This window comes from Terrabacter sp. RAF57, from assembly GCF_052113925.1.
Lineage (GTDB): Bacteria > Actinomycetota > Actinomycetes > Actinomycetales > Dermatophilaceae > Terrabacter.
This window is the reverse complement of sequence record NZ_JBFRDT010000005.1, coordinates 86,479-111,978: the sequence shown is the minus strand read 5'-3', so window position 1 is coordinate 111,978 and position 25,500 is coordinate 86,479. Positions and strand designations below refer to the sequence as shown.

Below are 25,500 nucleotides of genomic sequence, written 5' to 3'. Positions count from 1 at the left end.
GCGCCCGCCGTTCATTCCCGCCGGTCCGACATCCGGGCCCTTCGTCCCTCCCGCCGGAGCCCACCACGGGCCACACTGGTCACGCGGAGCAACGGGCGTATGCCGTCCGGCGCGCCGGGCGCCACACGGTGCCGTGGCGCGTCACCGGGCCACACGGCATACGTCCTCGGTCGTGCTCCGGAAGGAGCACCATGGTGCGGACCCTCGGTGTCGAGGAGGAGATGCTGCTCGTCGACGTCCACGACGGACGGCCACGGTCGGTGTCGGCCCAGCTGCTCGTACGGGCCGCGCGGCGGAATCCCGAGGAAGCGGGCGCCGGGGTGCAGGGAGCCGTCGAGGGGAGTTCCAGCAGCAGCAGATCGAGACGCACACGCCGCCCACCGCCGACCTCGACGCGCTGCGCCACGAGGTGCGGCACTGGCGCACGGAGGCAGTCGCGGCAGCCCGGGGGACCGGGTCGAGCGTGGCTGCGCTCGCCACCTCGCCGCTGCCCGTCCGCCCGGTCGCCGTGACGTCGCCGAGGTACGCCTGGCTGCAGGAGCGCTACCAGCTCACCGCCCGCGAGCACCTCATCTGCGGCTGCCACGTGCACGTGTCCGTCGAGGGCGACGAGGAGGGAGTCGGCGTCCTCGACCGGATCCGGGTCTGGCTCCCGGCGCTGCTCGCGCTCAGCGCGAACTCGCCCTACTGGAACGGGCAGGACTCGGGCTTCGCGAGCTACCGGAGCCAGGAGCTCGCCCGGTGGCCGTCGTGGGGTCCGACGGGGCCCTTCGGGTCGGCGGACGCGTACCGCCGGCTCGTCCGGGACATGGTGCTGTCGTCCGTGGTCCTCGACGAGGGGATGGTCTACTTCGTCGCCCGCCTGGCCCAGCACTACCCGACCGTCGAGGTCCGGGCCGCCGACGTCTGCTTCACGGTCGACGAGGCCGTCGTCGTCGCGGCCCTGTGCCGGGGGCTCGTCGAGACGGCCGCGCAGGAGTGGGCTCTCGGCCGTCCGGCGCCCGACGTGTCGACGACGATGCTCCGGCTCGCGACCTGGCAGGCCGGGCGCGAGGGTCTCGAGGGTCGTCTCCTCGACTGGCGCACCGGACTGCCCGTGCCGTGCTGGACCGTCCTCGAGTCGCTGCTCGACCACGTCGGACCCGCACTGGACGCGGCGGGCGACCTCGCCGTCGTGCAGGAGGGGCTCGCGCGGGTGCGGGAGGAGGGCAACGGGGCCGTCCGGCAGCGCGCGATGCTGGCGCGCACGGGTCGGCTCGTCGACGTCGTCGCCGAGGCGGTCCGCGAGACGGCACGCGCCGACGAGCCGTAGCACTCCCGCCGGGCGTCAGCCGAGCGTCCACGCGCGGGCATCGGCCGGGCGTCGGGAAGCGCTCGTCGTCCTTCGGTCCCGCGAAGACCCGACGTTCGAGCGCCAGCTCGACGTAGGCGTGCCGCAGCCGGTTCATCGCCCGGATCAGGTCGGCGTCCTCTCGGCTCGCGAGGTTGACCCGGATCGCCGTGAGCGAGCCCATGACGAGGGCGGCCGACGCGAAGCCGACCGCCATGACCCGGAACGGCGTGTCGAAGCCGGTGGCCTGCGCGGTCAGGGCCAGGACGACGAGGAAGGCCGACACGACGGTGAGGTAGATCGTGATCCGGCTCATGATCTCGGACCACGTCATGGACCGGGTGCCGAGCAAGCTCCAGTGCTCCGTCGACAGGTAGACGGGGAGGCCGGGTGTCGTCGAGTCGCGCAGGCGGGGCGGGTTGCTGGCTCCCTCGACGTCTCCCTCGACGTCTCCATCGGCTGCTCCCTCGGCGGCCCCCTCGCTGGCTCCCTCGGGGTCGACCGACCGGCCTGCGGAAGGGGGCACGTCGCTCATCGCGGTCTCCGTCCCTGCTCGGGTGCCGGCCGCCCGGCCGGCACCTCCGCACCAGTGTCGCGCCGCGCCGGGCTCGACACCCGAGATTTTCTGTCGGCCGGGTCGGCAGGTCACCCCGACGGCGTGGGGGTGGGCTGTCAGGATGTCCGGATGACGTGGACCGCGCCCGAGGTGTCGTTGCCGCAGTTCGAGCCGGTGGGGGACGAGCGGACCCTGCTCGAGGCCAGGCTCGCCTGGCGTCGCGCCGTGCTGCTCGACACGTGTGCGGGCCTGACCGGAGAGCAGCTCGCACAGCGCTCGGTCCCGCCGTCCAACCTGTCGTTGCTCGGGCTGGTCCGGCACCTGGCCAAGGTCGAGCGCGGGTGGTTCCGCGAGTTCATCGGCGGGGAGGATTTCGAGCCGATGTACGACCCCGCGCTCGGGCACGACGCCGACTTCGAGGACCTCGACCCCGCACGGGCGCAGACCGACTACGAGCGGCTGGTGGCGGAGTGCCGGCTCGCAGAGGCGGCGCTCGCGACGGTCTCCCTGGACGACGTCATCACCACCGAGGGGGCGACGTGGTCCGTGCGGGCGGTCGTGGGTCACATGATCTCGGAGTACGCCCAGCACAACGGACACGCCGACCTGCTGCGCGAGTGCATCGACGGCCGGACGAACCGGTAGGCGTCGACACCGCTCGCGACCCACCCTTGACGCACCCCGGGTTCGCTGGAGGAAGATGCGGGTGAACCGACCTGTCCCTGGAGGAAAGATGTCCGATCACACGATCGCGTCCGACCACGAGCACCTTCCTGACGACGGCTGCGAGACCGTCGAGCACGGCGACCACCTCGACCACGTCCATGGCTCCGAACGTCACGCCGAGCGGGCCGTGCACACGGACCACAGTGACGCCCACGCCGAGGGCGACGGGTGCGAGACGGTCCAGCACGGCAACCACGTGGATCACCTGCACGATGGGCACCGCCACTACCAGCACGGCGACCACGTCGTCGAACACTAGGACTCCACGTCGGCCGCCGCTCCTCCTCGGATGTCGTCCCCCGACAGCCGAAGGGCCTGCTGGAACGACTTTGTCGTTTCCAGCAGGCCCTTCGCGGATGGTCGGGGTGACAGGATTTGAACCTGCGACCTCTTCGTCCCGAACCACGCTGAGCAACCTGGGTAGCGTTGAAGCTCAGCGTGGTTTCCGTCCGTGGGCGTGCCGTGCTGGTTGGTCGTATCTCGGCCGACTGTCACTCAGTTAGTCACTCAGGGGTCGTACGCGCTGCACGTGGTTTGTCGAGCTGTTCCTGTCGTGCGTTCGCTCGACGCAACCATTGCTCGGTGAGCACCAGGCCGGCCACTAGACCCAGCCCCGGCCGACACTCCCGGCACGTGGACGTATCCGCCGCCGAAACCGGCGTGGAGCAGAAGCAGCAGGACGACGAGGACGGCCGCGACGGTGAGGCGGTTCGTAAGGTCGCGGCGGTCGACCAATTGCCAGATTGCACCAAGTGCTAGGCCCGTGAGTGGCAGGAGACGGGCCCAGACGCTGTCACCCATGGGGACCTTCTGAAAGTCCGGCCCTTGCCAAATGCCTGAGCTGAAAGCGCAGATCAGGATGAAGAACCAAGGCCAGCGGCGACGCGTCATGTGCACATTATGTGACACGGCTCTCTGGCCTGTGCTTCGGTTACTCGACGCCGCGAAGCGGGTTCAAACTCGTGCGTCCAGGGAGAGCCACCGAACCGATAGCGGAGCACGAGAGCCTGGCGGAGTGGCCGGGTCAACGGTGGCCGAAGGTCATCACGGAGTGACGCGTAGCGCCGTTGATGCGGTCCCGAGTCGGGCGGATGCTCAAGCGTCGGGTCGGCGGCTCGGAGGTCAGTGGGCTCGGTAGGGGTAGCAGGCTGGCCCCCGGTGTGCCGGCTGGCGTGGCCGGTGAGTGGCGGGGGTGCGCGTAGGCGCGAAGCGCCGGAGCGCGGGGGTCCCTGCCGTGAGCCGGCCTTGGACGGCCGGTTGGCGCGGCGGAGCCGCGCCCTTGATCACTTAGAGCCGTGCCCAGCAATGCCAAGGCCTTGTCCGTGTCAGCAGGCGTCCGAGCCGGGGGCCGAGGTCGTCGTTTCACCCGGACCTAAAGTTCGCGTGGCGTCTCCAAGTGACTGGCTGGAGGGCGTTCGTCGGGAGAAGGAAGGCCTTTGTTAAAGACTTGGTATGTGGTGCTCCGTTGATCGAGTTTGCCTCACACGAGTGAAGTAACTTCCTCGCACAAGGCCGTCACAGGCCGCAGACAGGGGAGCATCAGATGTTTTCAAGACGTTCGATGCTGGGAGGCGTTGCGGCTGGCATCGCGGGCATCGCCATGCGGCCCAGCCCAGCCTTGGCAGCCGCGGCGGCGGCGGTACAGGACGTGGACGGGGCGGTGCGCGGAGCGCTGGAATCGTATTTCTCTGCGCAAGCGAAGCTCACTACTTGGCGCAATACCGAGGCGTCGGGTGCACTCACCAAATCGGTCATCAGGTCTGCGGCGCAGTTTGCGCTGCAACGGGAAGATGCTCTACGGTCCGACGCTGCTCACGTTCACCAAATCAACGGAGGTTACTCCAGCGGGCGGTCGGTCGTAGAGGTGCATTTCGTGCGCGAGAGGAGCGCCTCCCGCATGGTCATTCATCTGTCTGACCTTGGGTTCTATCGGCACGAGTCAATCGTCGACCCGCTCTATCCTTACGCGGAGTTTCGGACCTTGTACGACGTCGTACTCGTGACCGTTGCCGGAGTCTGGACTATCAGCGAAGTCATCCCCATTCGCCATGTCCGCCCACTCATGATTGCCCCAACAGTCCTCGAGTCGGACCCATTCATCGACCGTGCAAATCTGCAATCGATGCTCCCAGGGCAAACGACGTCTGCTGCCCCTGCGGCGGAGTCGACGGACCCCGAGCCCGACCCTGACCTTCCGCCCTCCTCGGATCTCCCACCTGCCTCGGATGAAAGTCCGGCGCCGAACGACAAAGTGTTGAGCGCGTACGATCCACAGTACTCGTACCAAGGGGTCGGGGGCTATAACTATGGTGCGATGGCAGCCTATGCCAACACGTATGCACTGTCGTACAACCCGAATTATCCCTCATGGGGGCTGATTGCACAAACTTCATATCCCAGTGCATGAGGGCCGGTGGGTGGGCTCAAATCACCGCTGGCTACTTGGATCGAAGCAATTACATCTACTGGTGGGTCACGGGGCAATTCACAAGTAGCTATTCTTGGTCCGGCGCTCAGGCGTGGCGAAACTTCGCGTGGTACAGAAAGCGCTTCACGCCCCTAAGTTCAATCTATTCCTGCAGTCAGGGAGACGTGATCGGGTGGGACGACGACCACGACGGTTCGCTCAATCACGTTAATTTCTGTCAATCGAACAACGGTGGGGACCCGCTGATGGCGCAGCACATCACGGATTACAAAAATGTGCGGTTGTCGACGATCGTGAACAAAAACACAACCAACAAGCAGTCCACCAAGTATGCACATCGGACATGAAGTGAGCCGCAAGGGTTAAGGAAGGCTGGAAATGACGATTGAGACGCAGCGCGAGAATACTTCCACTAGGCGTCGTTGGGTGGCAGCCTCGGTGACTGGAGCGGTGATCGTGGCCGGAGTGTCCGTGGCAGTGCTTCAGCCTTGGCGACCGGACCACCCCTCTTCATTGTCCGTCACCGACGCTCTGGTTTCCGCTCTCCAGGCTAAAGATCTCACGGCGTTAGCTGAATTGTCCGCAACCAACAACTCGGCGTCCGAGTCGGCAGCGCAGAAAGTCMTCGCTCAGCTGCCCGATGGGCAATTGACAGCGGACAAGATCGTTTTAAGTGAGGGTTCTGGTGCGACGAGTTCGGACCTCGAGTTGACCATGCGGTCTGCGCAAGGATCGAAGACATTTCACGTCACTCTTGTTGCCGACGTTGGCCCCGCATCCTTGAATGCGCCGGAATGGAAAGTCGCATTTAATACCGTTTCCTAGCGAATCCGGACGAGCGTGTCTGGAATGCTTGGGAGGCAGCGCGACGGGTGGGGAGGCCCGACGCGCTGCCAGGGCGGAGGCTCGGCCTGCCGGGACGTGACACTCAAGGCTCTTCTGCCTGCACGGGCGACGCTCTCCGAGGGTGGCTTCCTCTCCAGCGCCGGCGTATCCGCCGAATTGCTCATCCCGGGCAGAGCAACGCACTCTATTGCCCGCCAATGTCCATGCTGTCGACGACGACATCGGCGCCGGCGGCTTTGAGCGCTCTGCCCCTGGCTGGACTCTTGGCGTAGCCGATTGAGCGCACCCCAGTCCTGTGGGCGACCTGGACGTCCGTGTCTGAGTCGCCGATGAGAATTGTGTCGTCTGCGGGGAACTGAAGGAGGTCGAGTGCGGCGAGGACCAAGGACGGATGCGGCTTCAATAGGTCCGGCCGTCGCGGCTCGCGGCCGACGATGCCTCGAACGAGGCTGGTTGCGTCGTAACGGTTGAGAAAGGTCGCCACAGCGTCAGCGGCGTTATTGCTGACGACGACGACCGGTTTGCCTTTCTGCGCACATATGTCGAGAAAGCGGAGAGCGCCGGGCGTAGGTGTGCTGATCCGAGCAGCGTTGATCTCGGCGTCGATACAGGCGCGCTCGACGTCGTCGAGCCGGACAGGTGCGTTATCGGCGGTCCAGCGAAGCACAGCAAGATGGTCTGTGGTGGTCGCCACTTCTCTGGGCAAGGCTGTGCCGGCCAACGGTGCTCGCGCTGCCTCCGCAGCGTGAGCGTTGCTAGGGGGCGGCATCAGCAAGGTGACAGGTCCGTCAAAGTCGAGCAGCACCGCTCGGGCGCGATTGACCAAGCGGACGGCTTTGCCGGTCACGCCTGCTCGGGCGTCGCGATGGTGTCCCAGACGCTGTCGAACCAGTTGCGGGTCTGCGCGACGAAAAGAGCGTCCGCTGACTCGGAGTCACCGTCGTCGGTGCGCTGGAACATGACAGCGTCCTTACCCATCGGGTCAAAAATCGCTTGGCGCTGGCGCCCGATCCGGACCTCGTGCCGGACGACGGGGTAGTAGCCGAAGAACGCATCGACCCGGTTGACGATGTAGACCTTGAACAGCGGGGCGGAGCCGTGGAGGCGTGTCTCGACGGTTGCCTCCGGAACCAGGCCCAAGTCGGCCAGTTCTTCGACCGTGGCAGTTATGGCTCCGGCGTGACGAGTGCTGATCTCGGCCATTCGCTCCCGGGCCGGCCCGCTTGCTTCTGCGTTGTTGTCGACGTTCACGGGGAGCGAAAGGGGTCGGCTCATGTCAGACAGGAGCATCCGGATACGGATCGAGGCCGGAGACAGGCGCCCGCTTCGGATCTTGTCGAGAGGCTCGGCGATGATCCCGTGCAGCGTCTCGGCGGTGTACCCGGAGAAATCAATCTCGACATTGAGCTGCTCGAACGCGCGCTCGATGTGCGGACGTAGGCCGATTGGACGCTCAGTGCGGGCCCTGGCAAAGACACCGCTTCCCTGCCGCGAGACGGTGAGGCCCTCGTCCTTGAGGATGCGGAGGGCCTGCTGAACCGTCATGCGCGCCACCCCGTAGCGGCGCGCAAGTTCCATCTGAGAGGGCAGCTTGTCACCCGGCGCGATCTGGCGCGTCAAGATCGCCGCGCGCAACGCAGCCGCCACCTGCTGGTACGGCGGACGGGGGTCGTCAGGGTCCAAGCTCATGGCCTCAGGCTACCGAGTTGGCTAGCCGGGCTGGACAAATCTGGCCAAATGCTTGACTTGGCTAGCCAACCTAGTCCACAGTGATCGAACCAATTCAATTGACTAGCCAACCTAGTCATCTACGGAGAGGTTCGAACATGTCCAGTTACGCGGTCGACAGCAAGCGGGCGGGGCTTCGCTCGACGGGCATCGTCAACGAGGTCCGGGAGTGGGAGGAGCGGGACGGCAAGCGTCGCCCGAGTGAGGCGCAGGCACGGGACGAGGCGACCGGGATGCCGCTGTGGCAGGTCGAGGTCGTCTACAAACAGACGACGTTCGGTCGGGAGTCGATGACGACCGGGGTCGTCGAGCTGGGCTGCCCGCACCGCCCGGTGCTGGCTGAGTTCGCGCCGGTCGAGTTCGTCGACCTGACCGTCGAGGTCAGGGTCAACAAGGCCGGTGGCCTGTCGGAGATGTGGCGGGCGGACCGGCTCGTCGACGAGGGCAAGCCCGCCACCGGCCAGTCCTCGAACCAGTCGTCGGGTTCGGCGTCGGGTCAGAAGGCGGCGTGACATGTCCTCCTCGACGGCTGCATGGCGTGGGGTTCGGGGGTCGGCTGCGGTCGGCTCCCGCGCCCTGCGCGCCTCCGGTACGGGCGTCCGGGTGGTCCTCGCTCTCGCTGAGGGGTGGGGCCGGTGGGCGCGTCGTCACCCGCGGTGGGCGCTCGGGTTCTCCCTGCTGGGGCTGCTCGCGGCGCTGATCCAGCCCGATCCGACCCCGGGGCGGGTCCTGATCGCTGCCGCTGCGGTCCCGGGCCTGCTGGCCGCGGTCTGGGAGTACCGGTGGCCGGCCGGGTATGAGCGGTGGCTCGCCAGCCCGTCGCGCCGGTTCGGGTGGCGCCACTGGGCTCGCCGCACCTGGCCGGTCCTGGCGCGGGAGTGCGGGTTGTCGGTGCAGCGCAACGTCCGGCGCCGGACCTGGGCGCTGGCGCGCCGAAGCGGCCGCGTGCAGGTCTCCTCGACCGGGACAGCGTCGGAGTGGGTGCCGCCGCGGCTGATGGACGTCCTCACGGCCGGGGACACCCTCACGTTGCGGGTTCGTGCCCGGATGGGTCAGACGGTCGAGGACCTCGAGTCGGCGGCCCCGGCACTCGCGTCGGCGGCGTCCGCGGTGTCGTACCGGGTCCGGCAGTGGAGCCCGTCCGTCGTGGATATCGCCCTGGTCATGCGCGAGGCCCTGGCCGCGACCGCGGAAGCGCAGCTGCCTGCAGCGCTGGGGCATGACCTGGCGGTCGACACGGTGACCCTCGGGCGGCGACAGGACGGCACTGCGTGGGCGCTGCAGGTCCGCGGCCGGCACACCCTTGTCGTCGGTTGCTCCGGCTCGGGCAAGGGCTCGATGCTGTGGGGCGTCTGCGGCGGCCTCGCCCCCGCCGTGCGGGCAGATCTCGTCCGGCTCTGGGGCATCGACCTCAAACGCGGGGTCGAGGTGATGATGGGCCGGCACCTGTTCACCACCGTCGCGGTCACCCCAGCTGACGCGGTCGCGACCTTGACCCGGCTGCTGCAGGTCATCGAGGACCGCGGGCGGGCCATGGCCGGCGTGACCCGGCTGCACCAGCCCCGGCCCGGGGATCCGCTGCACGTCCTCGTGGTCGACGAGCTCGCCGCGCTGACCGCGTACACGGACGCGGACACGAAGCGGGAAGCGTCCCGGCTGCTCGCCGAGATCCTCACCCAAGGCCGCGCGCTCGGCGTCGTCGTCCTGGCGTGTGTGCAGGACCCGCGCAAGGAGGTCGTAGGGATGCGGGGCCTGTTCACCCAGACCATCGCGCTCCGGCTGCGGTCGGCCGAGGAGACCCGGATGGTCCTCGGCGACGGCACCGCCGCCCTCGCCCCGGCGCACCGGCTTTCACCGGCCGCTCCCGGCTCCGCGTGGGTCGTGGAGGAGGACGGCACCCTCGACCGGGTCCGGGCCGACTACTGGCCCGACCACCTCGTCCGCGCCGCCGCCACCACCTACCCCGCCCTCGTCGTCGAAGACCCCACCGAGCCCGACGTCGCGACTGTGGACCCGGAGGTCGACGGGGTGGTCGAGCAGCCCGGCACGCAGGCGAGGCGTACCGGGGACGTGGCCTCGATGCCGAGCCGACGCGCGCCGCGGTCCCCGCGCCGGCCACGCCAGCCGCGCGCCCCTCGAACCGACCCTCGTGCGGCCGCCGAGTCCTCCGCGTCGTCGGGCGACCTCGGACCCGAGGCGGCCTGATCGCCATGCGCACCCACACTGACGGCTGGAGTGACCTCCCATGACCGCCCTGTCCCGCCCCGCCCGCTGGGCCGCCCTCGAGGCCGGCTGGTGCCAGGCCGCTGACGCCGCAGCTCGACACCCGCTCGGGTCGCTCGCCTGGCAGTCACTCGGCTCCTGCGGCGCCCGCACCGACCTGCCCTGGACCGCCGAACCCGACGAGATCGGCCCGTGGGACGCCGAGTCCATGCGCGCGCTCTGCACGGCGTGCCCGGTCCTGACCCAGTGCGCCGCCCACGTCGACACCTCCGGTGTGTGCGCGGGCTGGTGGGCCGGCACCAACCGCGACCCGAAATACACCGAATCCGTACGACCCGGTTGGGTCAAAGCCCCCGGCGCCACCGAGAACCGGCCGGCGTGGCAGGGCGTCCTCCCCATCGGTGGTGCCGCATGAGCAACCACCACACGGCCGCCCCGATCGCTGGTTCCGTGGCTGCGGTAGAGCTGCGCCTCCCGACCCGCGCCCACAGCGGCATCACCACCGACATGGCCGTCGCCGCCGCCGAAAGTGCCGGGGTCTGCATCCGGCCGCTGCTGCGCCAGGTCACCGACCGCGCCACCGGCGCCGTCACCACCGTCCCCATCGCCTGCGGCTCCACCCGCGAGAAGGTCTGCCCGTCCTGCGCCGACAAGGCCCGACGGCTCCGGATGCACCAGTGCCGCGAAGGCTGGCACCTCACCGAAGACCCACCCCGGCACCTCGACACCGACCAGCTCGACGAGCCGGACGACGAGGACGAACACCAGGACAGCGAGGAAGAGGGCGAGGAGGGGCCGTCGCGGCGGGTGCGCTCCACCCGGCACCTGCCCGGCTTCCCGGACCTGCCCACGATGCCCGTCGAGGACCGCACCATCGGCTCGGCCTTCACCGACGAGAAGACCGGCCGCAGCTACCGGCCCTCGATGTTCCTCACCCTCACCCTGCCCTCGTACGGGAAAGTGCTCCCCGGCGCCGGCGTCCCCCGGAACCCCGCCCGCTACGACTACCGCCGCGCCGCCCTCGACGCGCTGCTGTTCCCGCGGCTGGTCGACCGGTTCTGGCAGAACCTGCGCCGCGCCGCCGGCTACAAGGTGCAGTACTTCGCCGCCGTCGAGCCCCAACGCCGCCTCGCCCCGCACCTGCACGCCGCCGTCCGCGGCGCCATCCCCCGAGCCACCATCAAAGCCGTCGCACGAGGTACCTATGCCGCGATCTGGTGGCCCTCCATCGACGAGGTCATATACGACGTCGACGTCCTTCCGGTGTGGGACCGCGACCGTGAGACCTACACCGACCCCTCGACCGGCGTCGCTTTGCCGACCTGGCAGGACGCCCTCGACCGCCTCGACGCAGGTCGCGAGTCCGGCCACGACACCGAGCCGATGCACGTGCTCACCTTCGGCAAGCAGGTCGACATCAAAGGCCTGCTCGGCGGCACCCCTCACAGCGACCGCGCCATCCGGTACCTGTGCAAGTACCTGACCAAGTCCATCGCCGACACCTACGCCGCGCCCACCAAGGACGACGGCGTCGGCCCGGATAGCGAGTCCGATGCGGCGTCCTTCGCGTACGAGCGGCACATCGACCGGTTGCACCGCGAGGTCCGCTGGCTGCCCTGCTCCCCGGCCTGCGCGAACTGGCTGCGCCACGGCATCCAACCCAAAGACCCGGGCCCCGGCCTGGTCCCGGGCGCCTGCCCGTCCAAGGCCCACGACCGCGACAACCTCGGCCTCGGCGGCCGCCGCGTCCTGGTCTCCCGGCACTGGTCCGGAAAGACCCTCACCCAGCACAAGGCCGACCGCGCCGTCGTCGTCCGCGCCGTCCTGACCGAAGCCGGGATCGACGCGCCCGAAGCCGACCGGCTCGCCGCCGACGTCCTGCACGACGACGGGCTGCCCCGCTTCGTCTGGGAAGACGTCCCGGTCCGTGAACGCGACTACACCGCCGTCATCGCTGCATCCCTGCGCCAGGCGCAACGCTGGCGCACCCAGTACAACGACGCGAAACGCACTGCAGCACAACGCGGCTCTCCGCCCGCCACGCCTGTGGATGGCCGTTCGGCAACGACCCAGTGCGCGCCAACAGGTGCGCAACCTGATTGAGAGGAGAGCAGTGATGAAGCACCAGAAGGAAGTTCCCGCGCTGGCCTACCGCGTTGATGAGGCGGCCGAGGCCCTCCGGTTGAGCCGATCCGTCATCTACGAGCTGATCCGGTCGGGCAGGCTGCGCACGGTCAAACAGGGGAGTCGGCGGCTGGTCCCTGTCGTCGCGCTCCACGACTACCTCGAGTCGCTGTCCGAGGACGTCGCATGACCGAGCGAAGGGCGAAGGGCGACGGTGGGCTGCACTGGGACGAGCGCCGTCAGCGTTGGATCGCGACCGTTACCCTCGGCTACGACGGCCGTGGTAAGCGCATTGTCAAGAAGGGCTCGGGCCGGACCAAGACCGAGGCCAAGCGCAAGCTACGCGAAGTCTTTCGTGACCATGAGGACGGGGTCGCCGTCGGTGATGACACCTATACCGTGAAGCAAGCGGTCGAGGACTGGCTGGCCTTCGGCCTCAACTCGCGCGACGAGGAGACCCGCGCCGCCAACGAGAGTCTCAGTCGCAACCACGTGATCCCGCACCTGGGCGCGCGACGCCTCCGGGACCTGACCGCGCGCGAGGTCGATGCGTGGCTGCTCGGGCTCTCGGCGAAGCTGAGCACCCGGACGCTGCGCGGTGTCCGCGCCTGTCTGGTCCGCGCGGTGAACCGCGCCATGGCTCGCGACAAGGTCAAGCGCAACGTCGTGTTGCTGTGCAGCGTCCCGGCCGGTCGGCCCGGTCGCCCGTCGAAGTCGCTGACTTCTGAACAGGCACGCGACGTGCTGACGAAGACGGCCGGCGACTGGATGCACAACTACATCGTGGTGTCGCTCCTTACGGGTGCCAGGACGGAGGAACTGCGTGCGCTCGAATGGCGGCACGTGCATATCGAGGGCGTCCCGAGCGCTACACCACCGGTCCCCGCCTACGTCGAGGTCTGGCGGTCGGTTCGGTCGGGTGGCGACACCAAGACGCGAAGGTCGCGGCGGACGCTCGCCCTGCCTAGTAGGGCCGTCGACGCTCTCCGGCGTCAGCGGGTCGAACAGGCCGAGATGCGCCTCCAGGCGGGGGAGCGGTGGCACGACCATGGCCTCGTGTTCCCGAGCAAGGCCGGTACGCCGATGGACCGGAACAACGCCCTGCGTGCCTTTCGCGCTGCCCTGGCGAGGGTGCCGAACATCGAGTCGACGGACTGGTCTCCGCGCGAGCTGCGGCACTCGTTCGTCTCGCTGCTCTCCGATTCGGGGGTCTCGATCGAGGAGATCTCTAGGCTCGTGGGGCACAGCGGGACGAGCGTCACCGAACTCGTCTACCGCCACCAGATCCGGCCCGTGCTGCAGACCGGCGCGGTGGCCATGGACAGCCTGTTCGGGACGGGCGATGCGGAACGGTAGTCACCCAGATTGTCACTCAGCGATGGCAAAGGCCCTCCGCCAACTTCTGGCAGAGGGCCTTTGACCTGCATTTTCACCGGTCGGGGTGACAGGATTTGAACCTGCGACCTCTTCGTCCCGAACGAAGCGCGCTACCAAGCTGCGCCACACCCCGGTGCTGCATCTACCCCTGATCCGTGGACCGGAGGCAGCAGCAGAGATGCTAGCGCAGCCCCCGGCCCATCTCCGAATCGGGCTCGTCGCCCGCCGCGACGGACCGTGCCAGTTCAGGCCTGCGAGCGGGGGACGAGCGTCAGGAGGGTCGCCTCGGGACGGCAGGCGAGGCGTACGGGAGCGGTGGGCGCGGTGCCCAGACCGGCGGACACCTCGAGCCACGCAGCGCCCTCAGGAGCCTGCGACGACGGCGTGGAGCCGGCTCCCGGCCACCAGCGCGACAGGCCCTTGACGCGGCCCGTGTCGAGGTCGCAGTTCGTCACGAGCGCGCCGTAGCCGGGCACGCAGACCTGGCCGCCGTGCGTGTGTCCGGCGATGATGAGTCCGGCGCCGTCGGAAGCGTACGCGTCGAGCACCCGCTGGTAGGGCGCGTGCGTCACGCCGAGCGTCAGGTCGKCCTCGGGCGACGCCGGCCCGCGCACGAGGTCGAGGCGGTCGTAGCCGAGGTGCGGGTCGTCGACGCCACGCACGTCGATCCGCAGGCCGCGCACGGTGAGCGAGTCCCGACGGTTCGTCAGGTCGACCCAGCCACGGGATCCGAGCCCGCGGACGAGGTCGGCCGTGGGCAGCCGCTGGGTCGTGCCCACGCCCTTGCCGAAGTTGCGGGTCAGGTAGCCGAGGGGGTTCTTCAGCTTGGGGGCGAAGTAGTCGTTGGACCCGAGGACGAAGACGCCGGGGATGCCGAGGAGCCGGTCGTACGCGTCGAGCAGCGCGGGCACGGCATCGGGGGCCGCGATGTTGTCTCCCGTCGTGATGACGAGGTCAGGGTCGAGCGAGGCGAGGCTGTGCACCCAGGAGCGCTTCGCGCGCTGGCGCGGCAGCAGGTGCAGGTCGGACAGGTGCAGCACCCGCATTGGCTCGGCGCCGTCGGGCAGCACCGGCACGTCGAAGCGACGCAGCACGAAGGCGTTGCGCTCGACGAGCGAGGCCCAGCCGAGCACCCCGGCGCCGGCGATCCCCAAGCCCAGGACGGTCTTGGTCACGGCACGCATGGGGCCCATCCTCGCACCCGAGGGCCGCACCCCCGACAAACCGGTCGGGGCCCGCGTGGCCGACCTGACAGACTGGCCCCATGAGCACCCTCAAGGAGCAGCTGAAGTCCGACCTGACGTCCGCGATGCGCGAGCGCGACCAGGTCCGGGCCGGTTCGCTGCGGATGGCCCTCACCGCCGTCACCAACGAGGAGGTCGCCGGGACCGAGCACCGCGAGCTGACGGACGACGACGTCCTCAAGGTCCTCACCAAGGAAGCCAAGAAGCGTCGTGAGGCGGCGACGGCATACGTCGGCGCGGGACGCCCGGAGCTCGCGGCCAAGGAGGACGCGGAGCTCGCCGTCCTCGAGGCGTACCTGCCGACGCAGCTCGGCGACGACGAGCTCGAGGCGATCGTCCGAGAGGCGGTCACCGCCTCCGGCGCCACGGGTATGCCGCAGATGGGCCTCGCGATGAAGGCCGCCAACGCTGCCGTGGCCGGCCGCGCCGAGGGTGGACGCGTCGCCGCCATCGTGCGCCGGGTGCTCGCGGGTTGAGGCCCACCCACGTCGCCGACGGACGACGAAGGCCCGACGCGCATCGCGTCGGGCCTTCGTCATCGCTGGGTCAACCGCGGCCTGGCGGCTTGGTCGGTTTGCCGCCTCCGTGGCCGTTGCCGTTCCCGCCGCCGCCGCCACCGCCACCGCCGCCGGTGCCGCCGGGGGTGAAGACGGTCGTCTGCGGGGCGGGGAGTGCCTGTCGGAACCCGCCGCGCGAGGTGTAGATCGTGATCATGCTGCCGGGCGGCGGCGACTGGTAGGGCGAGATGCCCGCCACGAGGCCCTGCGGCACCTGCGAGGACATCGTCCCGCCGACCTGCGTCTGGAAGCCCGCCGCCTGGAGCAGGGACTCGGCCTCGGCGACGGACCGCCCGACGACGGCGGGCAGCTGGCCCGGAGTCACCGTCTGGTTGGCGGTGTCGGTGCCGAGGTACTTGTCGGCCGGATCCCCGAACTTGACCTCGGGCTGGCCGTCGAGGGCCTTGTTCATGATGGCCTTCCAGATCGGCGCAGCGATGGCCGCTCCGTGCATGACCGGGTAGAACTCGCCGCCGACGCGGACGTTCTTCATGACGCGGGTCACCGGGTCGTAGGGCGTGCCGACCCAGACGGCCGTCACGAGCTGCGGCGTGTAGCCGACGAACCACGACTCGTTGTTGTTGTTGGCGGTACCGGTCTTGCCGGCCGACTCACGGGTGCCGTCGTTGAGCTGGTTCCGGATGCCCGAGCCGTGGGTCATGTTGTACTCGAGGAACTTGTCGGTCGCCTTGGCGACGTCCGGCTCGACGACCTGGTCGCACTTCGACGCCGGCAGGGCGACGTTCTTGCCGCCCTGCGTGATCTTCGTGATGGCCACCATCGGGCACTTCTTGCCGTCTGCGGCGAGGACGCCGTAGGCGTGCGCCACACCCTGCGGGGAGACGTCGTCGCCACCGAGGATGTACTGCGGGGCGTACCTGCCGATCGTCTGGCCGTCGGAGCGGTGCAGACCCAGGCGGATCATCGTGTCGCGGACCTTGCAGCCGCCGAGCTGCTCGACGAGGGCGACGAAGGCGGTGTTGGTCGACAGCGCCGTGGCCTCCATGAGCGAGATGTTGCCGCCCTTGAACGGGGTGTCGTTGCGCACCTTCCACGTGTCGCCCGGACCGCAGTTGGCGGTGCCGCCGGGCCACTCCTTGGGCGTGTACGTCGCCTTGCTCTCGCCGCCGGCCGCCTTGGCGTTGACCGACGACTTCGTCGTCATGCCGGACTGCATGGCCGTCACGAGGGCGAATGCCTTGGCGGTCGAGCCGAACTGGAACCCGCCGGACCCGCCGTACTTCTTGTCGAGGGCCCAGTTGATGCCCGTCTCGCCGCCGGCGTCCTTGGTGACGGAGTAGGCGGTGTTCTGGGCGAAGGCGAGCACCTTGCCGGTGTTGGGGTCGGCGACGTAGGCCGCGGAGCCGATCCGGGCCTTGTTGCCGATCGGCACCTTCTTGGTGATCTCCTTCTGCGCGTAGTCCTGCAGCTTCGGGTCGAGGGTCGTCGTGATCGTGACGCCGCCGCGGTAGAGGGTGCGCTTGCGCTCCTCGAGCGTCTTGCCGAGCTGCGGCATCGTCAGGGCGTAGTTGACGATGAAGTCGCACCAGTACGGGTAGGGCGAGGCGAGGCACGTGCTCTTCGGCTGCGTCACGCGCATGTCCTGCTTGAGCGTGCGCTTCTTGGCGGCCTGCCACTGCTTGTCGGTGATGCGGCCGAGCTCGTGCATGCGGTCGAGCACGACGTTGCGTCGGGCCAGGGCCTTCTTCGGGAAGTTCACCGGGTCGGTGGTGCCGGGGTTCTGCGTCAGCCCGGCGAGGAGTGCGGCCTGCGACAGGGAGAGCTTGTCGGCGTGGACGCTGAAGTAGTGCTGGGCCGCGGCCTCGACGCCGTAGGCGCGGTCGCCGTAGTAGACGAGGTTGAGGTAGCCCTCGAGGATCTCGTCCTTCGTCAGCTTCTTCTCCAGCGTGATGGCGTACTTCAGCTCCTTGAGCTTGCGCATGTAGTCCTTCTTGACGGCCTCGGCGGCCGCCTCCTCGTTGCCGGAGCTGAGGGCGGAGTACTGGAGCGAGATCTTGACGTACTGCTGGGTGAGCGACGAGGCGCCGACGGACGAGCCGTTGCGCAGGTTGGAGATGACGGCGCGGGCCGTGCCCTGGATGTCGATGCCACCGTGGTCGTAGAAGCGGTGGTCCTCGATCGCGACCTGGGCCTCACGCATGATCGGCGCGATCTTGTTGAGCGGCACGATGGTGCGGTTCTGCTCCTGCGGCGTCGCGATGACGGTGCCGTCAGCGGCGAGGATGCGGGAGGTCTGGGCCAGCGGGTCGGTCGTGAACTCGCTCGGGAGCTCGTTGAAGACGTCGACGCCGCTGCGCGCGAGCGCGCCGGTGGCGCCCACCGCGGGCATCACCAGGCCGGCGGCGAGCAGTCCGAGCACGAGCGCGGACGCGAGAAACGCGCCGAGCAGGCTGATGACGCCACCGATCGAGGTAGTGCGTGAAGACATGGGCCCAAGGGTAACCGCTCACCCTATGGCCACTGGACTTGTGCAGCCACCCGGGTCTGCAGGTGTCTCAAACCACCCGCTCGCGCCTCTGGATGACCAGGGGTCCGAGGTCCAGGTGACTAGTCACCGTCCCAACTAAATGGTCCATAGAGGCTATGTCCGGCGCGGCCCAGCGCTCGTAATGTCTCGTTTGGGCCTTAGGGGGGTCCACATGATCAGGATCGGTGGGACGGTCCGCGGTCAGTCCGGATGTCATGGGAGGCGCCGGGCGGGGAGGGGAAACAAAATGAGTGCTGTCGCAATCGTGGATCCGTGGGTGAACGAGTGGGCCAGTCAGGCCAGCTGTTCAGGCGTGGACCCGGATGCTCTGTTCGTCCGAGGCAAGGCCCAGCACGACGCGAAGGCCGTCTGCAAGACGTGTCCTGTTCTCGCGCAGTGCCTGGCCGAGGCTCTCGACAACCGGACCGAGTTCGGCGTCTGGGGAGGCATGACCGAGCGCGAGCGCCGGGCCCTGCTCCGCAAGCGTCCGGACATCACGTCTTGGAAGTCGGCGCTCCGTGCGGGCATGGCCTCACAGGTCAAGCACGACTGAGCCGGCTTGCGCCGACCGGTCTCCGGTCGGACCACGTCGTACGTGAGCGGGGCCGTGGCCACCTGAGGGTGGGTCACGACCCCGCTAACGCATGCCCGATCTCACGCAGGCCGTCGAGGTCGTGGACGTCGCGTCCCAGCGCCGGCACGTGCGCGACGGGTATGCCGGGGTGTGACCGTGAGAAGCGGTCCGCGAGCTCGCGCTGTCGCTCGGCCGTGCGCACGAGCGATGCGTGCAACCGCAGCAGGCCGGCGGCGTTGGATGCCGACTTCGGTCCGCCGCTCTCCTCGAGCGACTCCGCGGCGGCGAGCGCGCGCGACGGGGTGACCCCGGTCGCCGAGACGCGACCAATGCGGTTGACGACGAGCCCGGCGAGCGGCATACCGTCCGCTTCGAGGCGGTCGACGAAGTAGGACGCCTCGCGGAGCGCGTCGCGCTCCGGTGCGGCGACGACGAGGAAGGCCGTGCCGTCCTCGGAGAGCAGGCGGTAGGTCTCGTCCGCACGCTCGCGGAAGCCGCCGAACATCGTGTCGAGCGCGTTGACGAACGTCTGCACGTCGCTGAGCATCTGGCCGCCGAGGATCTTGGTCATGGTCGAGGTGACGATCTGGACGCCCACGCCGAAGACCTTGAGGCCGGCGCGCCCGCCCGCCTTGGCCGGCGCGGTGAGCAGACGGATGAAGCGTCCGTCGAGGAAGCTGCCGAGGCGGTTCGGGGCGTCGAGGAAGTCGAGGGCGGAGCGGGACGGCGGGGTGTCGACGACGATGAGGTCCCACGGGGCGTCCTCGGTGCCGGCGCTCGCCTTGAGCTGGCCGAGCTTCTCCATCGCCATGTACTCCTGCGTGCCGGCGAAGGAGCTGCTCACGGCCTGGTAGAAGGGGTTGGCGAGGATCTGCTCGGCCTTGCCCGGCTCGGAGTGGGCGATGACGACCTCGTCGAAGGTCCGCTTCATGTCGAGCATCATCGCGTGGAGGCTGCCGCCGGCCGCCGTGTCGATGTCGGTGACCGGCCGAGGGGTGTTGTCGAGCTCGGTGAGCCCGAGCGACTGGGCCAGGCGGCGGGCGGGGTCGATCGTCAGGACGACGACCTTGCGGCCCGACTCGGCGGCGCGGAGGCCGAGGGCGGCGGCGGTCGTGGTCTTGCCGACGCCGCCGRAACCGCAGCACACGACGATCTGCGTCGCCGGGTCGTCGATGAGGGCGTCGATGTCGAGGACGGGCGCCTTGGTCGAGACGGGTCCGGGGCTCATGCGTGGGCCTGCTCGGTCCCGGTGGGGGCGCCGGCGCGGTGGACGAAGAGCGGGACGAGGAGGTCGGCGAGCTCGCGGACCGAGCCCGAGTCGACGCCGCCCGGGAGTGCGGGCAGCTCGGCGATCGGCAGGCCGGTGGCCTCGAGGAGTGCGAGCTGCTCGCGCTCGAGGTCGATCCGCTGCGCGTGGTCGCGGGCCTCCTCGAGCAGGCCGTCGACGAGCTCCGGTGTGGCCTTGACGCCGGCCTCGCCGAGCTGGGTGCGGATCGACGGCTTGTGCAGCCGGCCCGCGCGCGCCTGCTCGAGCGCCGTGTCGTCGAGGAGCGGCTCGCGCACCATGTTGACGATGATCGCGCCCGGGTGCAGGCCCTTGGCCCGGAGGTCGGCGATGGCCTCGAGGGTCTCCTGCACGGGCATCTCCTCGAGGAGGGTCACGAGGTGGACGACGGTCTGCTCGGACTCGAGCAGGCGGGTGATCGAGCCGGCCTGCGAGGCGATCGGTCCGACGCGGGCGAGGTCGGCCACCTCGGAGTTGACCGAGAGGAAGCGTCCGATGCGTCCGGTCGGCGGCGCGTCGAGGACGATGCCGTCGTAGACAGGGGGTGCGTCGCCCTTGTGCTTGCCGTCCCGGCGGCGGCGGTTGGCCTCGTAGATCTTGCCGATGAGCAGGACGTCCCGGACGCCGGGGGCGATGGTCGTCGCGAAGTCGATGGCGCCGAACTTCTCGAGGAGCTTGCCGGCGCGGCCGAGCTTGTAGAAGAGCTGGAGGTACTCGAGGAGCGCGGCCTTGGGCTCGATGGCCAGGCCGACGACCTCGCCGCCGCCGGGCAGGCGCACGATGCGGGTCTCGTCGGTGCCGAGCGGGGGGACGTCGAAGGTCTGGCTGATGCCTTGCCGGCCCTCGACCTCGGTGAGCAGCACGTGAGCGTGGGCCGACGCGAGGGCCAGCGCGATGGCCGAGGCGACGGTCGTCTTGCCCGTGCCGCCCTTGCCGGTGACGACGTGCAGCCGCGCTCGCGCCCAGGAGGGGTCGGTGGGGCCGGTCGTCACCCCTCCACCTTAGGGCGCGCCCGGACGCGCCCCGGTTAGAGGTGAACACGCCGCCAATTCGTCGACCGCATCACCTCAAAGCGCCGCGTTGCTGCAACGCCTGCGCCACCTGGTCCATGAAGGCGTTCTCGTGCAGGCGCAGCCCGATGTTGGGGATGCGCAGCACCGTGTCGCGCGAGAGCGTCACGCCGTTCTGGCGCAGAGCATCGAGGACGGGTACGAGGCCCCACGTGTGCTGGATGCCGTCGATCTCGACGACGACCCCGCAGCGCCAGCGGACGTCGAGGTAGATCCGGCCCTTCGGTCCCCGGCGTACGACCTGCCGGTCCGGTTCGGGGAGCCCCCGGGCACGGCAGAGTCGGGCGAAGTCGAGCTCGCCCAACGACTGCGCACCGAGCGCGATGTCCTTGACGACTCCACCCACGAAGGCGCGCCGTCGACGCCCGCGGATCGTCCGCGCCGTCTCCAGCAGATCTGACGCCCGAACGAGCCCCTGCTGCGTCGGCAGGACCAGCAGCAAGGCGGCCTGCCGATCCGAGTCGGCCCAGTGAGCGGCCCGGATCGCGGCCACGGCCGGCCGAACTCGGGGTATGCCGTGTGGCTCGAGCTCGCGGTCGTGGCGGCGCGTGATCTTGTGCACTCGAACCCCCGGTAGTCGCTTGACCGTGTGGGAGTGGACGACGGAGAGATGGATGCGATCGTCGCAGTAGCCTTTCATCCCGGCCGCGAGTAGAGCGGTCACGCCATCGAGGGCCGCGACGTCGGCGCCGGTCTCCCAGACCGCGCGCCACTGCAGCTCCTCCTGACCGAGTGGTCGGGTGTGCAGGGCCACCGTCTGCAGGCCGTGCGTCGTCCAGCGGTGGGCCCTGACCTCTGCCCGCACGTCGGCGGCACTGATCCCGTGTGCTCGCAGCGAGGCGCGAGAGACCACGCCGAGGTCTGCGGCGTCGACGACGCGGGCCCTCTCACGGCGCCGGGTGGATCTCATCACCCGACCCTGCAGCCGCGCGGGTCGCCGGGGGCGGTCGGCGAACCAGCCTGGGGACAACTCCGAGCCGGTGCGACCGGATGTGGACGACGCCGCGTTTGAGGTATCCACGCCGCGGAAACGGCGGCGGGTTTACCTCAACTGGGTGGGAGGAGGGTGGCTACTGCCGCCTGGACGGCCGTGAAGGCGGGCGTCGTCGGGTCGATGACGGCGAAGTGGTCGGCTCCGGGCACGACCTGCTCGGTCACGTCGCCGCCGGCGGCCTTGGCCCTCGCGACGTAGTCATCGGCCACGCCCAGCGGCACGGTGTCGTCGTCGGCCCCGTTGACGAGCCGCACCGGCACCTTCGGAGGCAGCGTCGACATCGGGTCGGCCGAGGTCCACGCCGCCGTGCCCGGTCCCGACCCGACGAAGTCACGCGTGGCGTCGGACCCGAGGTGCAGCCGGTCCGCGGCACCGAGGTCGACGACCCCGGCCAGCGAGACCACACCGGCGATGCCGCGCTCCGACGCCCACGGCTGGCCCGCCGCCCACGTGACGAGGTGCCCGCCGGCGGAGTGGCCGACGAGGACGAGCGACTTCGGCAGGTCAGGCTGCGACGCGATCGACGCGACGAGGTCGCGCACGTCGTCGAGGGTCCCGGGGACGCCGCCACCCGGCATACCGACTCGGCGGTACTCCGCCAGCACCACGTGGTAGCCCGCCGCCGCGAAGGCGCGGGCCTCGGGGAGCGCGTGCTCGCGGTCGTACTGCGCCCGCCAGAACCCGCCGTGGACGACGACGACGGTGCCCCTCGCCGCAGGCGCACCCGACGCCGGCGGGATGACGTCGTAGACCTGCGCGGGGTCGCTGCCGTAGGAGCGCGTCGAGGCGCTCGCGGGGGACGTCGTCGAGGGGCTGCGCGTCATGGGCGTCATGGTGTCACCCGCGCCACCGACGCACCCCGAGAGAGCCGTGGTGACACTGAGTAGGGTGATGGCCATGACCCAGTGGGAATACCTCACCGCACCGCTTCTGATCCACAACACCAAGCAGATCCTCGACAACTTCGGGGCGGACGGGTGGGAGCTCGTCCAGATCGTCAACGGTCCCGACGGCACGAGCCTCGTCGCCTACTTTAAGCGCCCGAAGTCCTGAGGAGTCACCGCACCATGTCTGCAGTCGAAGACCGCCTGTCCGAGCTCGGCCTCACCGTGCCCGAGGTCGTGCCGCCCGTCGCCGCCTACGTCCCCGTCGTCCGTGAGGGCGACCTCGTGTTCACCTCTGGTCAGCTGCCTATGGTCGACGGTTCCCTCGCCGCGACCGGCAAGGTCGGCGCCGAGGTGGACGCCGAGACCGCAAAGTCCCTCGCCGAGACGTGTGCCCTCAACGCGATCGCGGCGATCAAGTCCGAGATCGGCGACCTCGACACGGTGACCCGTGTCGTCAAGGTCGTCGGTTTCGTCGCCTCCGACCCGGGCTTCACCGGCCAGCCCGGGGTCATCAACGGCGCGAGCGAGCTGCTCGTCAAGGCGTTTGGTGACAAGGGGATCCATGCCCGTTCGGCCGTCGGTGTCGCTGCGCTCCCGTTGGACGCACCCGTCGAGGTCGAGGTCATCGTCTCCGTCGCCCGGTGAGTGCGGGTGATGCCACGATGACGGCAGGTGAGCGCCAAGTGACCGGCGCCGTGGGTCGCCGGTTCCCCCTGACCACGACGCCCGGCATCTCCGACACCGCGACCCGCTGGCTCGCGGGGGAGCGCTGGGACGAGGCCGAACCCCGCCGCGCCAGCACCGTCATGCTCGTGCGTGACAGCGCCGGCGGCGTGGACGGACCCGAGGTCTTCATGCTGCGGCGCGTCTCCGAGATGGAGTTCGCGCCGAGCATGATGGTCTTCCCCGGCGGTTCCGTCGACGACCGCGACGGCGAGATCGGCCTGCCGTGGGCGGGTCCCTCTCCGTCCGAGTGGGCCGACCGGCTCGGCTGCTCGCCCTCGGAGGCCCAGATGTACGTCGCGGCCGCGATCCGCGAGGTCTTCGAGGAATGCGGCGTGCTCCTGGCGAGCCCGTCGGCGAGCGGACCGCTCGCCATGGTCGACGGCCCCGAGTGGCTCGACATCCGCCTCGCGCTCGTCGACCGCCGGCTCTCGCTGGCCGACGTCCTCCGCGACAAGGGGCTCGTCCTGCGCTCCGACCTCATCGTCGCCAAGGCGCACTGGCTGACCCCGGTCTTCGAGCCGCGCCGCTACGACACGTGGTTCTTCGCCGCGCTCATGCCGCCGCTCCAGGTGGCCGACGGCGAGACCACCGAGGCCGACCAGGCCACGTGGGTGGTGCCCTCCGAGCTGCTGAGGGCGTATGCCGCCGGGTCGGCTCTCATGCTGCCCCCGACGGTCGTGTGCGTGGAGGAGATCCGCGACGCGCCTTCTGCCGCAGACGTGGTCGTGCACAGTGAGCACCTTCCGCTCATCATGCCGGAGGTCGTCGACGGCCCCGGCGGGCCGGCCATGGAGATCGTCGAACGATGAGCCCGGTGACGTCGTCGGGCCGGCCCCGGGACGTGTCGCGGTGATCGGCGCCGCGGCCGACCCCGGCTGGCACGGCGGCATCACGAGCGAGCGCGCCGAGTGCGTGCTCTGCCCCAACCCGTCGCCGATGACCCTCGACGGCACGAACACGTGGCTGCTCGCGGAGCCGGGCTCTGACGAGGTCGTCGTCGTCGACCCGGGCCCGCTCGACGAGCACCACCTCCAGCACGTCCTGCGTCGCGTCGCCGAATCCGGCCGCCGGGTCGCGCTGACCCTCCTCACCCACGGGCACGACGACCACGCCGAGAGCGCCGACCGGTTCCACGAGCTGACCGGCGCCCCGGTGCGGGCCTTCGGGCGCGGGCACGACGACCTGTGGGCCGGCGAGGCCATCACGGTCGGCGGGCTCGAGATCCTGGCCGTGGAGACGCCCGGACACACGAGCGACTCCTTCTCGTTCGTCCTCCCCGCCGACAACACCCTGCTCACCGGCGACACGATCCTCGGACGCGGCACGACCGTCGTCGCCTGGCCTGACGGCAGCCTCGAGGCCTACCTCGCCTCCCTCGACCGCATCGAGGCCCTGACCCGGGCCGGTGACGTCACGAGCCTGCTCCCGGGCCACGGGCCGTTCGTCGCCGACGCGGCCGCCACCGTGACCTTCTACCTCAGGCACCGCGCCGAACGGCTGGGGCAGGTGCGCGACGCGGTCACCCGAGGTGCGCAGACGGCATACGCGGTCGTCGAGGAGGTCTACGCCGACGTGCCCCGCAGCGTCTGGCCGGCGGCGGAGCTGTCGGTGCAGGCGCAGCTCGAGTACCTCCGCACCCACCCGTGACGAGGTGGGAGACTCCGACCGTGCACGGCATCGAGGAGCTCATGGCTGCCGCGGTGGCGCTCGTGGGCGACCGCCGCCGGGTCGTGCTCGGCATCGCCGGCGCGCCGGGGGCGGGCAAGTCGACCCTCGCGGTGGCGCTGGTCGAGGCCGTCGCGGCTCGCAAGGGTGCGGACTGGGTCGCCCACGTGCCGATGGACGGCTTCCACCTCGCTGACGCCCAGCTCGACCGGCTCGGCTCGCGGTCGCGCAAGGGCGCGCCGGACACCTTCGACGCCGACGGGTATGCCGCCCTGTTGCGTCGTCTCGTCGAGCAGCCCGACTCGTGGGTCTACGCGCCGGCTTCGAGCGGACGCTCGAGCAGCCGATCGCGGCGGCCACGGTCGTGCCTCCGGCCGCCCGCCTCGTCGTCACCGAGGGCAACTACCTGCTGCTCCCCGAGGAGCGGTGGGCGCGGGCCAGGGCCCAGCTCGCCGAGGTCTGGTTCGTGTCGGGGGACGACGTCCTGCGACGGTCGCGGCTCGTCGAGCGCCACGTCCGGTTCGGCAAGGCGCCGGCCGAGGCCGAGGCCTGGGTGGCCCGCAACGACGACGTCAACGCGGCGCTCGTCCTGGCCACCGGCGGGGCCGACCGCGTCGTGCTCAACGGTCCGGACGGCTGGTCCTTCAGCGGTTGAGGTTTTCGGCGAGGCGA

The 25,500-nt window shown here is 69.8% G+C and carries 28 protein-coding genes and 1 tRNA gene; 20 read left to right on the top strand and 9 right to left on the bottom strand.

Going from position 1 to position 25,500, the window contains the following annotated elements:
• Positions 1-133 precede the first annotated feature (133 nt).
• The 7 genes from AB4Y83_RS09415 to AB4Y83_RS09385 all read left to right on the top strand — a co-directional run bounded on the left by AB4Y83_RS09415 (position 134) and on the right by AB4Y83_RS09385 (position 5,865).
• Positions 134-1,312 carry a carboxylate-amine ligase gene (locus tag AB4Y83_RS09415; RefSeq protein ID WP_442296682.1) on the top strand — a complete coding sequence of 393 codons (1,179 nt, stop codon included), beginning with the start codon at positions 134-136 and terminating at the stop codon, positions 1,310-1,312.
• A gap of 703 nt (positions 1,313-2,015) precedes the next feature.
• Positions 2,016-2,531 (top strand): DinB family protein, encoded by a 516-nt coding sequence (locus AB4Y83_RS09410; protein WP_442296681.1) that lies wholly within the window; start codon positions 2,016-2,018, stop codon positions 2,529-2,531.
• Positions 2,532-2,619: 88 nt separating this feature from the next.
• Positions 2,620-2,871, top strand: coding sequence for a hypothetical protein (locus AB4Y83_RS09405; RefSeq protein WP_442275723.1), 252 nt, complete (start codon positions 2,620-2,622; stop codon positions 2,869-2,871).
• Between the two features lie 374 nt (positions 2,872-3,245).
• Complete coding sequence (locus tag AB4Y83_RS09400) at positions 3,246-3,371, top strand: hypothetical protein (RefSeq protein ID WP_442296680.1); 126 nt, start codon at positions 3,246-3,248, stop codon at positions 3,369-3,371.
• A 784-nt stretch (positions 3,372-4,155) separates the two neighbouring features.
• On the top strand, positions 4,156-5,019 hold the full coding sequence (locus tag AB4Y83_RS09395; protein ID WP_442296679.1) for a hypothetical protein: 864 nt from the start codon (positions 4,156-4,158) through the stop codon (positions 5,017-5,019).
• Positions 4,980-5,387: an amidase domain-containing protein gene (locus tag AB4Y83_RS09390; RefSeq protein WP_442296678.1), complete on the top strand. Its 408-nt coding sequence runs from the start codon at positions 4,980-4,982 to the stop codon at positions 5,385-5,387. The genes AB4Y83_RS09395 and AB4Y83_RS09390 overlap by 40 nt, the downstream gene beginning before the upstream one ends.
• Positions 5,388-5,418: 31 nt before the next feature.
• On the top strand, positions 5,419-5,865 hold the full coding sequence (locus AB4Y83_RS09385) for a hypothetical protein (protein ID WP_442296677.1): 447 nt from the start codon (positions 5,419-5,421) through the stop codon (positions 5,863-5,865).
• 205 nt (positions 5,866-6,070) lie between these two features.
• Here AB4Y83_RS09385 and AB4Y83_RS09380 read toward each other — a convergent pair whose 3' ends face one another.
• Together AB4Y83_RS09380 and AB4Y83_RS09375 are read right to left on the bottom strand one after the other, a co-directional pair.
• Positions 6,071-6,691 (bottom strand): HAD family hydrolase, encoded by a 621-nt coding sequence (locus AB4Y83_RS09380; protein WP_442296721.1) that lies wholly within the window; start codon positions 6,689-6,691, stop codon positions 6,071-6,073.
• Positions 6,692-6,729: 38 nt separating this feature from the next.
• Positions 6,730-7,575 (bottom strand): GntR family transcriptional regulator, encoded by an 846-nt coding sequence (locus AB4Y83_RS09375; protein WP_442296676.1) that lies wholly within the window; start codon positions 7,573-7,575, stop codon positions 6,730-6,732.
• Positions 7,576-7,712: 137 nt separating this feature from the next.
• Here AB4Y83_RS09375 and AB4Y83_RS09370 point away from each other — a divergent pair, with 137 nt between their 5' ends.
• The 6 genes from AB4Y83_RS09370 to AB4Y83_RS09345 are packed head-to-tail and all read left to right on the top strand — an operon-like array spanning position 7,713 to position 13,317.
• Positions 7,713-8,126 carry a hypothetical protein gene (locus AB4Y83_RS09370; protein WP_442296675.1) on the top strand — a complete coding sequence of 138 codons (414 nt, stop codon included), beginning with the start codon at positions 7,713-7,715 and terminating at the stop codon, positions 8,124-8,126.
• A gap of 1 nt (position 8,127) precedes the next feature.
• Positions 8,128-9,819 (top strand): FtsK/SpoIIIE domain-containing protein, encoded by a 1,692-nt coding sequence (locus AB4Y83_RS09365; protein ID WP_442296674.1) that lies wholly within the window; start codon positions 8,128-8,130, stop codon positions 9,817-9,819.
• Between the two features lie 40 nt (positions 9,820-9,859).
• The gene (locus AB4Y83_RS09360; RefSeq protein ID WP_442296673.1) at positions 9,860-10,252 is read left to right on the top strand and encodes a WhiB family transcriptional regulator; all 393 of its coding nucleotides are present in this window, start codon (positions 9,860-9,862) and stop codon (positions 10,250-10,252) included.
• Positions 10,249-11,940: a replication initiator gene (locus tag AB4Y83_RS09355; RefSeq protein ID WP_442296672.1), complete on the top strand. Its 1,692-nt coding sequence runs from the start codon at positions 10,249-10,251 to the stop codon at positions 11,938-11,940. The genes AB4Y83_RS09360 and AB4Y83_RS09355 overlap by 4 nt, the downstream gene beginning before the upstream one ends.
• 13 nt (positions 11,941-11,953) lie before the next feature.
• A complete protein-coding gene (locus tag AB4Y83_RS09350) occupies positions 11,954-12,151 on the top strand; it encodes a helix-turn-helix domain-containing protein (RefSeq protein ID WP_330476036.1) in 198 nt (65 codons plus the stop codon).
• Positions 12,148-13,317 (top strand): site-specific integrase, encoded by a 1,170-nt coding sequence (locus tag AB4Y83_RS09345; protein WP_442296671.1) that lies wholly within the window; start codon positions 12,148-12,150, stop codon positions 13,315-13,317. The genes AB4Y83_RS09350 and AB4Y83_RS09345 overlap by 4 nt, the downstream gene beginning before the upstream one ends.
• 80 nt (positions 13,318-13,397) lie before the next feature.
• Here AB4Y83_RS09345 and AB4Y83_RS09340 read toward each other — a convergent pair.
• Positions 13,398-13,471: transfer RNA gene (locus tag AB4Y83_RS09340), tRNA-Pro, on the bottom strand.
• Between the two features lie 112 nt (positions 13,472-13,583).
• Entirely contained in the window at positions 13,584-14,522 is a 939-nt protein-coding gene (locus AB4Y83_RS09335) for a metallophosphoesterase (RefSeq protein ID WP_442296670.1), read from the bottom strand.
• An 80-nt stretch (positions 14,523-14,602) separates the two neighbouring features.
• Between AB4Y83_RS09335 and AB4Y83_RS09330 the strand changes: the two genes are divergently transcribed.
• Positions 14,603-15,058 (top strand): GatB/YqeY domain-containing protein, encoded by a 456-nt coding sequence (locus AB4Y83_RS09330; RefSeq protein ID WP_442275725.1) that lies wholly within the window; start codon positions 14,603-14,605, stop codon positions 15,056-15,058.
• 70 nt (positions 15,059-15,128) lie between these two features.
• Here the strand turns inward: AB4Y83_RS09330 and AB4Y83_RS09325 are convergent, their stop codons facing one another.
• Entirely contained in the window at positions 15,129-17,588 is a 2,460-nt protein-coding gene (locus AB4Y83_RS09325) for a penicillin-binding protein (RefSeq protein WP_442275726.1), read from the bottom strand.
• Between the two features lie 286 nt (positions 17,589-17,874).
• On the opposite strand from AB4Y83_RS09325, the gene AB4Y83_RS09320 reads away from it, so the two are divergent.
• Entirely contained in the window at positions 17,875-18,180 is a 306-nt protein-coding gene (locus AB4Y83_RS09320; protein ID WP_056774052.1) for a WhiB family transcriptional regulator, read from the top strand.
• A 73-nt stretch (positions 18,181-18,253) separates the two neighbouring features.
• Here AB4Y83_RS09320 and AB4Y83_RS09315 read toward each other — a convergent pair whose 3' ends face one another.
• The 4 genes from AB4Y83_RS09315 to AB4Y83_RS09300 all read right to left on the bottom strand — a co-directional run bounded on the left by AB4Y83_RS09315 (position 18,254) and on the right by AB4Y83_RS09300 (position 22,374).
• The gene (locus tag AB4Y83_RS09315) at positions 18,254-19,429 is read right to left on the bottom strand and encodes an ArsA family ATPase (RefSeq protein ID WP_442296669.1); all 1,176 of its coding nucleotides are present in this window, start codon (positions 19,427-19,429) and stop codon (positions 18,254-18,256) included.
• The gene (locus AB4Y83_RS09310; RefSeq protein ID WP_442296668.1) at positions 19,426-20,478 is read right to left on the bottom strand and encodes an ArsA-related P-loop ATPase; all 1,053 of its coding nucleotides are present in this window, start codon (positions 20,476-20,478) and stop codon (positions 19,426-19,428) included. Before AB4Y83_RS09310 ends, AB4Y83_RS09315 begins: the two co-directional genes overlap by 4 nt.
• 70 nt (positions 20,479-20,548) lie before the next feature.
• Complete coding sequence (locus AB4Y83_RS09305; RefSeq protein ID WP_442296667.1) at positions 20,549-21,466, bottom strand: hypothetical protein; 918 nt, start codon at positions 21,464-21,466, stop codon at positions 20,549-20,551.
• 137 nt (positions 21,467-21,603) lie between these two features.
• Positions 21,604-22,374 carry an alpha/beta hydrolase family protein gene (locus AB4Y83_RS09300; RefSeq protein ID WP_442296666.1) on the bottom strand — a complete coding sequence of 257 codons (771 nt, stop codon included), beginning with the start codon at positions 22,372-22,374 and terminating at the stop codon, positions 21,604-21,606.
• Positions 22,375-22,447: 73 nt separating this feature from the next.
• Here AB4Y83_RS09300 and AB4Y83_RS09295 point away from each other — a divergent pair, with 73 nt between their 5' ends.
• The 5 genes from AB4Y83_RS09295 to AB4Y83_RS09275 all read left to right on the top strand — a co-directional run bounded on the left by AB4Y83_RS09295 (position 22,448) and on the right by AB4Y83_RS09275 (position 25,483).
• A complete protein-coding gene (locus AB4Y83_RS09295; protein ID WP_142179199.1) occupies positions 22,448-22,603 on the top strand; it encodes a DUF4177 domain-containing protein in 156 nt (51 codons plus the stop codon).
• A 14-nt stretch (positions 22,604-22,617) separates the two neighbouring features.
• Positions 22,618-23,082, top strand: a complete 465-nt coding sequence (locus AB4Y83_RS09290; protein WP_020145788.1) for a RidA family protein — start codon at positions 22,618-22,620, stop codon at positions 23,080-23,082.
• A gap of 38 nt (positions 23,083-23,120) precedes the next feature.
• A complete protein-coding gene (locus tag AB4Y83_RS09285; RefSeq protein WP_442296665.1) occupies positions 23,121-23,972 on the top strand; it encodes an NUDIX hydrolase in 852 nt (283 codons plus the stop codon).
• A 40-nt stretch (positions 23,973-24,012) separates the two neighbouring features.
• Entirely contained in the window at positions 24,013-24,810 is a 798-nt protein-coding gene (locus AB4Y83_RS09280) for an MBL fold metallo-hydrolase (RefSeq protein ID WP_442296664.1), read from the top strand.
• A 322-nt stretch (positions 24,811-25,132) separates the two neighbouring features.
• Positions 25,133-25,483, top strand: coding sequence for a hypothetical protein (locus AB4Y83_RS09275; protein ID WP_442296663.1), 351 nt, complete (start codon positions 25,133-25,135; stop codon positions 25,481-25,483).
• The last annotated feature ends 17 nt before the right edge of the window (positions 25,484-25,500 follow it).